Raw genomic sequence first — 12,773 nt, 5'->3', positions numbered from 1 at the left:
AGGACGTGCCATCGAGAGGAGGATCGATGTGAATCCGCACTATGCAACTGTTTTTTTCCGCGCGCTGTTTGTACTCGCTGCGGCCGGCGGCGCTTTAGCGGCCGGTTACGCCTCATTTCCGTTAACTTATCCGTTTCTGATCGCCCTTATTCTGTCATCAGCGATCATTCCCGTTGTTGACTGGCTGGACAAACTGACGGGGCTGCCCCGGTCAGTCAATACAGTCATTGTCCTGGTCTTCTTTTTGCTTATTCTTCTCGGCGCGGCGACATTTCTCGTTGCGGAAATCATTTCGGGAACCGCCTATCTGGCCAAAACGCTCCCTCCCCATATCAGCGCCTTTATGACGTATTGCGAAGAGCTGTTCACTTCCCGCATTCAGCCATTGTACCACGAGCTGACCGTCTTATTTAACGGGCTTGAAACCAATCAGCAGGCATCCATCGTGACGCATATTCAGACCCTCGGTGATACAGCCGCTAAAAATGCGGGGCTGATGCTTTCACATCTTTTGGAGCTGGTGCCGAAATGGATTGCCTTCCTTCCCAATACAGCTGCCGTCTTCATTTTCGCAATGCTGGCGACTTTTTTTATGACAAAGGACTGGCATAAGCTGAAGGCGCTGCTTTATTCCATTCTTCCGGAACGGGTTTCGGCAAACGCCAAGGCCGTATCGGGAGAGCTGAAAAAAGCGATGGCAGGTTTCATTAAGGCGCAGGCCGTGCTCATACTTTTCACGATGATCATTGTCTTTATCGGACTTTTTCTTTTAGGGATTGAGCATGCGGCAACCATCGCCTTTTTTATCGGCCTGGTGGACCTGCTCCCGTATCTCGGCGCCGGGTCGGTCTTTGTTCCCTGGATTATGTATTTGGCCATTGCCGGTCAGCTTCCTCAAGCGATCGGTCTCGGTGTTTTATATATTGTGGTTCTTATCCAGCGCCAGCTGACGGAGCCGAAAATTTTAAGCAAGTCAATCGGACTTGATCCGCTTGCGACCTTAATCGCTCTGTTTGCCGGCTTTAAATTGTTCGGAATTTTAGGACTGGCTGCGGGGCCCGCGCTGCTCGTTTTCATTCAGGCCTTTATCACAACGGGCGCTTTAAAAGAAATATGGGCCTATATTACTGTTCAGTCCAAATAAAAACAGCAGCCCTGTAAGAAGGCTGCCGTTTTTATTTGATAATGATCCGCTTGTTTTTTGACATTCCTCTCAGCCATTTGAACAAAAGCGGCTTCATGCGGTTCCGAGTGAACGGAATCAGAAGACAGGCCCCTGCAATATCGGACAGAAAACCCGGAAGCATCAAAAGCAGGCCTCCAAAAAAGACGCATATTCCGTCAAGAAGCGCTTCCCCCGGCATTTTGCCGTGCTGCAGGTCGCGCATCACCCGATGATACACATCGGTTCCCTGTCTTTTTGCCACCAAGGCGCCTAACACGCCTGCCAAAATGATGAGAAGGAAGGTCGGAAAAATACCGAGCCATTTTCCCGCCAGCAGAAACAAACCGATTTCAATTGCCGGACACACGATAAACAGTAAGAATAACACTCTCATTTTTCTGCCCTCCTGCCCTTCTAAAAGCGCGTCACCGCCCGCATGGGAATAGGAAAATCAACCTAAAGACAAAAGAGAAGGGAGAACCCCCCTCTCTTTTTTAAAGCTGTTTAAAGAACGCTGGCGCGGCCTTCATACACAGCGCCGCGGGCAGCGTCAACTGTGATAACCTGTCCTTCTGTTAAAACTGAAGTTGCGTTCTCCAGACCGACGATAACCGGAATGCCCAAGCTTAAACCGACAACGGCTGCATGGCTTGTCAGACCGCCTTCTTCAGTGATGAGCGCTGATGCTTTTTCAAGTGAAGCGATCATGTCGCGGTCAGTGCTTGAAGCAACCAATACTGCGCCGTCTGTCATTTTTTGTTCAGCTTCTTTCGCATTTTTTGCAACAACGACCGGACCGAATGCAGATTTGCGTCCGATGCCTTGCCCTTTCGCGATAACGCTGCCGACAGTGTGGACTTTCATCAGATTCGTCGTGCCTGATTCACCGACAGAACCTGCTGTAATGACAATCAGATCACCGCGTTTCACGATGCCGCTGTCAAGTGATTTTTGAACCGCGTCTTCAAGCATTTCATCGGTTGAATTCGCGTTTTGGCCGCTTGCCGGGAATACACCGAATACAAGGCCGAGTTTGCGTGATACAGACTCATTAACCGTAACGGCTACAATCGGAGCCTGCGGACGGTATTTCGCGATCATACGCGCCGTATGGCCGCTTTCTGTAGGGGTAACGATAGCTGCCGCACTCAGATTGATCGCCGTGTGCGCAACTGATTGGCCGATCGCATCGGTAATCGTCATGCCGACCTGATCTCTGCGTTTAGACAGAATTTCTTTGTAGTTCAGAGATTCTTCCGTGCGTGTGGCGATGTTAAACATTGTTTGAACCGCCTCGACAGGATATTGTCCCGCAGCCGTCTCACCGGAAAGCATGATAGCGTCTGTGCCGTCGAAAATGGCGTTGGCAACGTCACTTGCTTCAGCACGTGTCGGACGAGGGTTGCGCTGCATGCTGTCAAGCATTTGTGTCGCAGTAATAACCGGTTTGCCGAGCGCGTTGCATTTTTTGATCATTTCTTTTTGCACGAGCGGCACTTCTTCGGCCGGAATCTCTACGCCGAGGTCTCCGCGCGCTACCATTAAGCCGTCAGATACTTCCAGGATCGCGTCCAGGTTGTCCACGCCTTCCTGGTTCTCGATCTTAGGAATGATTTGAATGTCAGACGCGTTATGCTCTTCAAGCAGTTCGCGGATTTCAAGGACATCCGTAGAACGGCGTACAAATGACGCAGCGATGAAATCAACGCCTTGCTCGATACCGAATACGATGTCTTTGGCGTCTTTTTCAGTAATTCCGGGAAGGTTGACGCTGACGCCGGGAACGTTTACGCCTTTTTTATTTTTCAGCGTGCCGCTGTTTAAGATTTTTGTTTTGATTTCGTGTTTTTCCGGATTTGATTCTAGCACTTCCAATCCGATTAAACCGTCATCCAACAGGATGATAGACCCTGCTGACACGTCGTCTGCCAGGCCTTCATAAGAAACTGAGAATTTTTCAAGCGTTCCCAGCACCTGTTTCGTAGAAACGATAATTTCATTTCCCGCCTGAAGCTCAAGCGCGCCGTTTTCCATATCGTGCGTGCGGATTTCCGGACCTTTCGTATCGAGGAGAATCCCCACGTTTTTGCCGAGCTTTTTGCTTGCTTCTCTGATGTTTTTGATTCTTGCGCCGTGCTCTTCGAAATCACCGTGTGAAAAATTCAGACGAGCAACGTTCATACCCGCTTCCATCAATTTTGTCAGCATTTCTACACTTTCACTGGCCGGACCGATTGTACAAACGATTTTTGTTTTTTTCAACTCGTTCACTTCCTTCTGAAATCTTCAGCTTCTTCCGCCTTAAATAGACAGTTCTTTTGAAAGCTGATACATGTTTGGTTCAACAGTATGTTTTGATTCTAAAATTTCTATAATATCATGGTCTACAAGCTTGTTGTTTTGTATACCTACGCAGCGTCCGCCTTTTCCTTTAAGCAGAAGCTCAACCGCGTAAGCGCCGAGGCGGCTTGCAAGAACCCGGTCAGAAGCGCTTGGAGATCCGCCGCGCTGGATGTGCCCTAAAACGGATACCCGTGTTTCAAGGTTCGTTTCTTCTTCGATGCGTTTTCCGAATTCAACCCCGCTGCCTACCCCTTCTGCAACGATGATGATACTGTGTTTTTTGCCGCGGTCGTGCCCTCTCTTCAAACGGCCGATAATTTCCTGCATATCGTAGTCCGCTTCAGGAATTAAAATTGATTCCGCTCCGCCTGCAAGACCTGCCCATAAAGCAATGTCGCCCGCATGGCGCCCCATCACTTCAATAACGTATGTACGCTCATGAGACGTAGCGGTGTCACGGATTTTATCAATCGCATCAATTACGGTGTTTAACGCCGTATCAAATCCGATCGTAAAATCAGTTCCCGGGATGTCATTATCTATCGTACCCGGTACACCTACACACGGAAACCCGTGTTCCGTTAATTTTTTCGCACCCATGTATGAACCGTCTCCGCCGATGACGACAAGACCTTCAATGCCGAGTTTCTTTAAATTTTCGATTCCTTTTTCACGGCCTTCAACTGTTTTGAATTCAGGACATCTGGCCGTATACAGCTTTGTTCCGCCGCGGTGGATGATGTCACCGACCGAACCAAGCTCCAGTTTCTCTATTTTTCCGCTGATTAATCCTGAATAACCGTTATAAATTCCGTACACTTCGACGTCGTGGTAGATAGCTTTCCGCACAACCGCGCGCACCGCAGCGTTCATACCCGGGGAATCCCCGCCGCTCGTTAAAACTCCTATACGCTTCATTTCCTATTCACCTCAGCAACATATATATGTTAAACATATCATGATCATTGCCCTAAAACAATGAAAAGGGACGCCTGAGCTCCCATGAAACCTTACCTATTATACAATTAAATAAATTGTTTTTAAATAAAATTTAAGGAATATCACAAAAATCACAAAAAATAAACGTGAGCCATAGGCTTCACGTCTATTCAGTTTACCCCGATATATTGATCCTCAACCGAAACTTTCCCGATTGCTTTATATTTTTCATATCGCTGTGAGATCAATTCTTCGGCGTTCAATTGAAGAAGAGATTTTAACGTTTCTTTAAGTATACCGTCAATGTAGCCCGCCTGCTGCTTGATATCATGGTGAGCTCCGCCCTTCACTTCTTTAATCATATCATCAATAATTCCTAATTCTAATAAATCGGGCGCAGTAATCTTCATGGTTTCGGCCGCTTTTTTCGCAAGGCTGGAGTCTTTCCACAAAATGGATGCGGCTCCTTCAGGAGAAATAACGGAATACGTCGAGTTCTCAAGCATCAGCATGCGGTTGCCCACACCTAACGCAAGCGCGCCTCCGCTGCCGCCTTCCCCGATGACGATACAAACGACAGGCACTGTCAGGCCGGCCATCTCGAACAGGTTCTTGGCGATGGCTTCACTTTGTCCCCGCTCCTCCGCCGCTTTACCCGGGTACGCTCCCTTCGTGTCGATGAAGCAGATAATCGGGCGGTTGAACTTATCCGCCTGCTTCATGAGACGAAGCGCTTTGCGGTAGCCCTCAGGGTGAGGCATCCCGAAATTGCGGACAAGGTTTTCTTTCGTGTCTTTTCCGCGCTGATGTCCGATAACGGTGACCGGCATGCCGTGATATTTGGCGACTCCGCCGACAATCGCCGCATCATCTCCGTATGTTCTGTCTCCGTGGCACTCAAAAAAGTCGGTAAACAGGTATTGAATGTAATCAAGCGTCGTCGGCCGGTCGGGAAGGCGTGCGATCTGCACTCTGTCCCACGGCTTCAGGTTTTTATAAATCTCATCCTGAAGCTTGCTGAGCCGGTCTTCAAGCCTTGCGATTTCAGCGCTTAAATCCATCTCCGAATCTTGGGTGAATTTTTTCAGTTCGGCGATTTTCGTCTGCAGTTCAATCACTGGTTTTTCAAATTCTAATCTTGCAGCCACTCATGCTCACCTCCTGTTTGGTGCATGTCCAGCAGAAATGCGAGTTTGTCTTTCATGTCGTTTCGGTGAATCACCGCATCAAGCTGGCCGTGCTTTAATAAAAATTCCGCCGTCTGGAAATCTTCCGGCAGTTTTTCCCCGATCGTCTGTTCAATAATACGTCTTCCGGCAAATCCGATCAAGGCGCCCGGTTCAGCGAAATTATAATCACCGAGAGACGCGAAACTGGCCGATACGCCGCCTGTCGTCGGATGGGTCATGACAGAAATAATCAGTCCCTGCTCCTCACTGAACAGTTTTAATGCAGAGCTTGTCTTGGCCATTTGCATAAGGCTTAAGACCCCCTCCTGCATACGTGCGCCGCCTGAAGCGGTAAAGATGATAAACGGGACTTTTTCCTCTTTTGCTTTTTCAATTGCAAGCGTGATTTTTTCGCCGACAACCGAACCCATGCTGCCCATTCGGAATGTTGAATCCATGATCGCGATCACGGCCGGGAATCCGCTGATGGTTCCTTTTCCGGTAACCACCGCTTCATTCAGCGATGTTTTCTCACGGTCTTTTTCGATTTTTTCTAAGTATTCCGGGAAACCGAGCGGGTTTTCAGATATCATTCCCTGGTTGAATTCTTCGAATGACTCTTCATCCAGGAGGCTTTCAATGCGCTGCTTTGCATTCATCGGGAAATGGTGCCCGCAGTTCATGCAGACGCGCAGGTTTTTATCTAACTCTTTTGTGAGCATGATTTTTTTACATTTGGAGCACTTTGTCATAATGCCTTCCGGAACATCATGTTTTGCCTGCTCAGACGGCACGGAAGCATATTTTTTCTTTTTTGTGAATATATCCTTTAACAAATGATTACCTCCCTTTTGTGAAGGGTTCTCTTCACTGCATGTCTTCCGATTAGATAGACTTAATAATAACTTTACCGAAACTATTGTACTTTTTTTGTCAAACGGTGTCATCCTCCATTCGACATTTTTTGCTGCAAAACAGACGGAAACGGACGGATTTCATACCGTAAAAAGCGTTGTTCAGCCTTATCTGTCAGCGTTTTCAAAAGAAATAAGGATTCTGCTGAAATTTTTTTAAGACCTGCCCTTAAAAAAATGCCAGCAGTCCGTATATTGAACAGCAGCGCGTTGTTTTTTTCCAACGCGCTGCCATTTCATTTTTGTGTTATTATTCGCCGATAACCGTGAGCTGTCTTGTTTTTTCAGCCACTTCCTCAGGATCGACCGTAATTCTGGCGACGCCCGTTTCCATCGCTGCTTTCGCAACAGCTTTCGCAACGGCAGGAGCCACACGTTTGTCAAATGGAGCCGGGATGACATAATCAGCGCTTAATTCTTCCTCTGAAACAAGGGAAGCAATCGCTTCAACCGCAGCAATTTTCATTTCTTCGTTGATGTGAGTCGCGCGAACGTCAAGCGCCCCGCGGAAAATTCCAGGGAATGCCAGAACATTGTTGACCTGGTTCGGGAAATCAGAACGGCCTGTTCCGATTACGCTTGCGCCGGCTGCGCGCGCGTCTTCAGGCATGATTTCCGGATTCGGGTTGGCCATTGCGAAGATAATCGGATCTTTCGCCATGCTTTCCACCATTTCTTTCGTCAGCGCGCCTTCGACTGATACGCCGATAAAGACGTCTGCATCTTTAATGACATCCTGAAGCGAACCGTCGTTGCGGTCTTGGTTTGTAAACTTCGCCACTTCGTTTTTCACTGCGTTCATGCCGGCCGGACGCCCTTCGTAAATCGCCCCTTTAGAGTCGCACATTACGATGTTGCGTACGCCGAAATGGTAAAGAAGCTTGATGATCGCGATGCCTGCCGCTCCCGCTCCGTTTGCCACAACTTTAATGGATGACATGGATTTTCCTGATAATTTCAGCGCGTTTACAAGTCCGGCAACGGTTACGATGGCAGTGCCGTGCTGATCATCGTGGAAAACCGGAATGTTTGTTTCTTTTTTCAGGCGCTCTTCGATAATGAAGCAGTTCGGCGCCGCAATATCTTCAAGGTTGACTCCGCCGAATGTCGGTGCAAGCAGCTTCACAGTGTCAATGATTTTGTCCACATCGTTTGTGTCAAGCGCGATCGGGAATGCATCCACACCCGCGAAACTTTTGAACAGCACCGCTTTCCCTTCCATGACCGGAAGTGAAGCTTCAGGCCCGATATTACCGAGTCCGAGAACGGCTGATCCGTCTGTTACGACTGCTACCATGTTCCCCTTCATTGTATAATCATATACTTTGTTTTTATCGTCATAAATCTCTTTACAAGGCTCAGCTACTCCGGGAGAGTATGCAAGGCTTAAGTCGTCTGCGTTTCTGACTTCTACCTTTGCTTTTGATTCCAGCTTTCCTTGATTTACTTTGTGTAAATGTAACGCTTCTTCTCTTAATGACATTCTAAACACTCCTTTTAAGTACTTTGTTACATATTCTGCCGCATAGACTGGTACAATCGCTGGAGGTGAAAAATTTCAGAATCTTTAAATAAGATAGCACAATTGTTTCAATTGTATAACAAAACGATTATTGTTACCACTATTTTAACACGACGTTTTCGCGGCCCAGCAGCTCTTTTAAACGGTATAACGCCTGATGGTCCGCCTGAATATGAAAAGTATCCGGCAGCCTGATCGTCTGCTTGTCTTTTTCATAATATAGATAAACGCCGGTTTCCCCTTTATGCTCCAGTAAAATACGCTTCATCTTTTCCAAAAACTCCTGATTGTGCCGGCTGCCTTCGATTTTGATGTAAACAGACGGCGCTCTGTCTGCCTCCGTCTGCTCAAGAAGAGAGGCGGATGACATGATGAATTGTGTCTTCTCCTGACGCTCTTCCATTTTTCCGGCGGCGAATAAAAGCGCGCCTTCTTCTAACAGCGGAGACAGCCTTCTATATTGGTCAGGAAACACGACGGCTTCCATTTCTCCCGTTTCATCGCTTAATGTGAGAAACGCCATATGCTGACCTGTCTTTGTCCGAATCGTTTTAATGCCCGCGAGCAAAGCGCCGATTGACAGCTGCCCCTTCGGCATCTGCCGCGCTGCTGTGATCGCTTTCGCCCCCCGTTTTTTCAGGAGATCCCTGAAAGCAGACAAAGGATGGCTTGAGAAATAAACACCGAGAGCTTCTTTTTCGAACCGAAGCTTGTCCACGAGCGGAAATTCCTCAGCCTCTACATATTTTGGCTTAATGGAGAACGATTCTTCCAAAAACAATCCCATTTGGTCATCGTCTGCACGAAAAAGTTCAGCGTGCTCTAAAGCCACATCAACGGAGGCCAGCAAGGCGGCGCGATTTTGATTGAATTCGTCCATGGCGCCAGAAAATATAAGGGCTTCGATGGTTTTCCGATTCACGCTTTTTGCAGGTACGCGAAAGCAGAAATCGAAAAGATCCTCGAACGGTTTATGTGTTCTTGCTTTATAAATATCTTTCACTGCCGAGACGCCTACGTTTTTAACGGCCCGCAAACTGTATCTGACGGCTCCGTTTTCCGGCGCAAACGGAAAACCGCTTTTGTTTATTGACGGCGGAAGGACTTGAATCCCGCTCCCCTTCGCTTCATGCAGATATTGCGATATTTTGTCCTCATTGCCGATGACGCTCGTCAACAGCCCGCACATAAAATATAACGGATAATGCGCTTTTAAATAGGCGAGCTGATAGCCGATCATGCTGTATGCGACAGCATGGCTTCTGTTGAATCCGTAGTTAGCGAATTTTACAATCAGATCGTAGACCTCGTTTGCAGTGACTACAGAATACTCCTTTTTTAAGCACCCTTCAACAAAATGGCTTCGCTCTCTGTCCAGAATGTCCTTTTGCTTTTTGCTGACAGCCCGTCTGAGCAGATCCGCTTCACCTAATGAAAACCCTGCCATGCGCGAGGCGATCATCATAATCTGCTCTTGATAGACGATGACGCCGTAAGTGTCACTGAGAATATTTCGTACGTCCTCGTGCGGCACTTCCACACGCGCCCGCCCGTGCTTCCGATCGATAAATAACGGAATATTTTCCATCGGTCCCGGCCTGTAAAGCGCGTTAACCGCGACAATGTCTTCCAGTCTTGACGGCTTCAGGCGCTTCAGCACGTTTCTCATTCCTGATGATTCCAGCTGGAAAATACCCGTCGTATCACCGTTTGACAATAGTGAGAACGTTTTTTCATCCTGATAAGAAATCTCGGAAAAATCAATTTTCGTATTCGTCTCTTTTTCAATCATCGTTTTAATGGATTCAATAAGCGTCAGGTTGCGCAAACCTAAAAAGTCCATTTTTAAAAGACCGAGATCTTCCAAGTGATCCATCGCATACTGCGTTAAATACACGCCGTCATGCCCCTCTTGAAGAGGGACAACTTCCGAAAGCGGCTCTTTACTGAGAACGACCCCCGCCGCGTGTGTTGACGTGTGCCGCGGAAGACCTTCAATTTTCCTTGCGATCTGAAACACTTTATGAAGAACGGCGGATTCGGACAGCCTCCTGTTCAGCTGAGCGGACTGCCGCCTCGCTTCCTCAAGCGTCATTCCCGGTTTTGACGGAATCAGGCGGGCAAGCTGGTCGGCTTCTTTCGGGCTGATTCCGAACACTCTCCCGGTATCCCTTAACGCCGCCTTTGCGGCCAATGTCCCGAAGGTGATAATCTGGGCGACGTGCATGGCCCCGTACTTATTTTGTACATACTGAATGACCTCATCCCTTCTCGTATCAGGGAAATCGATATCAATATCCGGCATGCTGATCCGCTCGGGATTAAGAAATCTCTCAAACAGCAGAGAATGTTTAAGCGGATCCACGTCGGTAATGAAAAGGGAGTAAGCGACAAGCGAGCCTGCCGCGGACCCCCTTCCCGGGCCTGTCACAATGCCCTTTTCATGCGCGTACTTCATAAAGTCCCATACGATGAGAAAATAATCACTGAATTTCATGCGCCTGATGACGTCCAGCTCATATTCAAGCCGGCGGACAGCGCGCTCATCAGGAGTGCCGAAACGGAGGCGCAGCCCCTCATGACAGATCTCCGCTAAATAGTCATCAGCTGATTTGCCGTCCGGCGCCGGAAAAGACGGAAGCTGTGTCTGTCCGAGGCTGACATCGACCCGGCATTGCCGGGCGATACGCGCGGCTGCTTCAATCGCTTCCGGATGCTGCGTGTAAAGCTCTGCCATTTCTTCAGGCGTCCTCAAGTATAAGTCCGGCAGATTCCCGCTCTGATCCTCCCACTTCTCTCCGGCTTTAATAGCGCACAGACAGCGGTACGCATCTTGATCTTCTTTCTTGATATATCGGACATCCCCCGCAGCGCAGACAGCGATTTCCGTCTCGGCTGACAGGCGGAGAATCTCTTCTGATAACGTCTCATGTCCTTTAAACGGCTGGTACCCTAAATAAAAACGGCCGTCTCCGAACAGCTCCCGGAATCCTTCGGCAGCCCGGACCGCTTCTTCAAACTTCCCGGCTTGAAGCAGGCTTTCAATGTAGCCGTTTTCACCGGGCGTAATGGCGATCAGCCCCTCATGATAGCTCTTCATCCATTTTCGCTTCATGCCGCCCTTTGCCATGGATTGCAGCGCACTTGAGATTTTCACCAGGTTCTGATATCCGGTGTTTGTCTCTGCTAAAAGAATGAGCGGGTGTGCTTCAAGCTCCGTATCGTCCGTGTATATAGAAGCCGTCAGACCGATAATCGGCTTCATTCCGTTTGATTTGCATGCTTTATAAAACTCAATGGCGCCGTACATCACATTTTCGTCCGTCAGCGCCAATGATGAATATCCGAGTTCCTTCGCTTGTGTAACAAGCTCTTTTACAGAAGCGGCGCTGTTTAACAGACTGTAGCCGCTATGTACTTGCAGGTGAACAAAAGACAATGCCGCCACTCCTTTCCCATACGTTCATTTTGCCTTTCTACATTATAAGACGGGTTTTCTTAAGAAACAAATGTTCTTTTTTGACTCATCATCATACTTGTCCGTTTCGCTCAATATGATAGAAAAGTGAGGTGGTGTATATATGGATCAGGAAGCCGGATTTATGGCGAATTTCATCAGCAGTTATTTTATCGCCCTCGGTGTGTTGCTCGGCGGCGCGCTGATCGGCGGCCTCGGAGCTTATTTATCAGGCGAGCCTCCGCTGACGGCGATCACAAAATTGGCGAACAGACTGAAGATCTGGGCGCTTGTCGCGGCCATCGGGGGAACATTTGACGCGGTATACAGTTTCGAGCGGGGGCTGTTCGAAGGCAACACGCGCGACATCTTCAAACAGCTTCTTTTAATTATTTCAGCAATGGGCGGCGCGCAGACCGGCTGGCTGATCATTTCATGGCTGACCCAGGAGAATATGTCATCATGAGAATTCCCGAGTATTATAAAAAACCGGGATGGCAGCGTTTTTTCGCGGGAATGATGTGCGGAGCCATCGTCAGCTGGCTGTTCTTTCTGTTTACATACGGAACGTTTCAGGAAGAACAAGTGACGTTAATTGAAAAGCAGCGTGAGCACGCGCGGGATTTAAAAAACCAAATCTCCATCTATCAGAAGGATCTTCATAAATTAAATGAGGATAATAAGCAAAGACTTCTCATCCAAAGTGTTGATGTGAAGCTGATCAATGGGGAAAAATACAGAATCGCCCAGCCTGACAAGATGAAATTTGAGGAACAAGTGAAAGATAATATTTCTGAAGTCATCACAAAAGATATTGAAAGCGTGTATAAAACAAAGGAGCTTTTAAAACGGACGATCGAAAACAAAATATACACCATAAATGAGAAGGAATTTAAAGCTGAAGTAAAGGAACTGACGATTTATACGAGATTGTCTGTCGAAATTCATATTTCTTTTGCGACGTAATTATGTCATTTTTAAAAATTTTCCATAGATCTGTCGCTTTTTTCTCCGCTTTTTTATAAACTGTAGATGAGACATTTTCAATGATTCTGAAGGGAGGAAGGGAAAATGGAGGTTTTTAGTGAACGACGCTTGGCAAAAGATCATGCAGCCCGAATCAGACAAGGCTATTCCGCATATGCAGAAACAGACACACTCGCTTCCCTCATAAAAAAAGAACTCCAAATCTGTAATCTCCGCGTCTACGAAGACCTGACTGATTTCGGCTGCTGGTTCATCCCCGTGACAGATGAACACTAAG

Annotated in this window: 11 protein-coding genes; 4 read left to right on the top strand and 7 right to left on the bottom strand. The window is 47.8% G+C overall.

The features are described 5' to 3' along the window. Nucleotides 1–28 precede the first annotated feature (28 nt). Nucleotides 29–1,144: a sporulation integral membrane protein YtvI gene (gene ytvI / locus BGM27_RS05485; protein ID WP_007408071.1), complete on the top strand. Its 1,116-nt coding sequence runs from the start codon at nucleotides 29–31 to the stop codon at nucleotides 1,142–1,144. A 31-nt stretch (nucleotides 1,145–1,175) separates the two neighbouring features. Here the strand turns inward: ytvI and BGM27_RS05480 are convergent, their stop codons facing one another. The 7 genes from BGM27_RS05480 to dnaE form a co-directional block, all read right to left on the bottom strand. Then, nucleotides 1,176–1,559 carry an FxsA family protein gene (locus BGM27_RS05480; protein WP_007408070.1) on the bottom strand — a complete coding sequence of 128 codons (384 nt, stop codon included), beginning with the start codon at nucleotides 1,557–1,559 and terminating at the stop codon, nucleotides 1,176–1,178. Between the two features lie 110 nt (nucleotides 1,560–1,669). Next, a complete protein-coding gene (pyk, locus tag BGM27_RS05475; protein ID WP_007408069.1) occupies nucleotides 1,670–3,427 on the bottom strand; it encodes a pyruvate kinase in 1,758 nt (585 codons plus the stop codon). A gap of 39 nt (nucleotides 3,428–3,466) precedes the next feature. After that, nucleotides 3,467–4,426, bottom strand: a complete 960-nt coding sequence (pfkA, locus tag BGM27_RS05470; protein WP_007408068.1) for a 6-phosphofructokinase — start codon at nucleotides 4,424–4,426, stop codon at nucleotides 3,467–3,469. A gap of 191 nt (nucleotides 4,427–4,617) precedes the next feature. Further along, a complete protein-coding gene (accA, locus tag BGM27_RS05465; RefSeq protein WP_007408067.1) occupies nucleotides 4,618–5,595 on the bottom strand; it encodes an acetyl-CoA carboxylase carboxyl transferase subunit alpha in 978 nt (325 codons plus the stop codon). Then, nucleotides 5,580–6,452, bottom strand: coding sequence for an acetyl-CoA carboxylase, carboxyltransferase subunit beta (gene accD, locus BGM27_RS05460; RefSeq protein ID WP_007408066.1), 873 nt, complete (start codon nucleotides 6,450–6,452; stop codon nucleotides 5,580–5,582). Before accD ends, accA begins: the two co-directional genes overlap by 16 nt. A 328-nt stretch (nucleotides 6,453–6,780) precedes the next feature. After that, nucleotides 6,781–8,013 (bottom strand): NADP-dependent malic enzyme, encoded by a 1,233-nt coding sequence (gene ystJ / locus BGM27_RS05455; protein ID WP_007408064.1) that lies wholly within the window; start codon nucleotides 8,011–8,013, stop codon nucleotides 6,781–6,783. Nucleotides 8,014–8,152: 139 nt separating this feature from the next. Then, complete coding sequence (dnaE, locus tag BGM27_RS05450) at nucleotides 8,153–11,491, bottom strand: DNA polymerase III subunit alpha (RefSeq protein WP_007408063.1); 3,339 nt, start codon at nucleotides 11,489–11,491, stop codon at nucleotides 8,153–8,155. A gap of 142 nt (nucleotides 11,492–11,633) precedes the next feature. On the opposite strand from dnaE, the gene ytrH reads away from it, so the two are divergent. The 3 genes from ytrH (at nucleotide 11,634) to BGM27_RS05435 (ending at nucleotide 12,772) form a co-directional block, all read left to right on the top strand. Next, the gene (gene ytrH / locus BGM27_RS05445; RefSeq protein ID WP_003152438.1) at nucleotides 11,634–11,975 is read left to right on the top strand and encodes a sporulation membrane protein YtrH; all 342 of its coding nucleotides are present in this window, start codon (nucleotides 11,634–11,636) and stop codon (nucleotides 11,973–11,975) included. Then, the gene (gene ytrI, locus BGM27_RS05440; RefSeq protein WP_007408062.1) at nucleotides 11,972–12,475 is read left to right on the top strand and encodes a sporulation membrane protein YtrI; all 504 of its coding nucleotides are present in this window, start codon (nucleotides 11,972–11,974) and stop codon (nucleotides 12,473–12,475) included. Before ytrH ends, ytrI begins: the two co-directional genes overlap by 4 nt. A gap of 105 nt (nucleotides 12,476–12,580) precedes the next feature. Further along, the gene (locus BGM27_RS05435) at nucleotides 12,581–12,772 is read left to right on the top strand and encodes a YtzJ family protein (protein ID WP_007408061.1); all 192 of its coding nucleotides are present in this window, start codon (nucleotides 12,581–12,583) and stop codon (nucleotides 12,770–12,772) included. Nucleotide 12,773: the final 1 nt, after the last annotated feature.

Source organism: Bacillus sp. FJAT-27001 (genome assembly GCF_019039175.1).
In the GTDB taxonomy this organism is placed as follows: domain Bacteria; phylum Bacillota; class Bacilli; order Bacillales; family Bacillaceae; genus Bacillus; species Bacillus velezensis.
The sequence above is the reverse complement of the archived record's forward strand: the minus strand, read 5'-3'. Positions and strand labels throughout refer to the sequence as shown.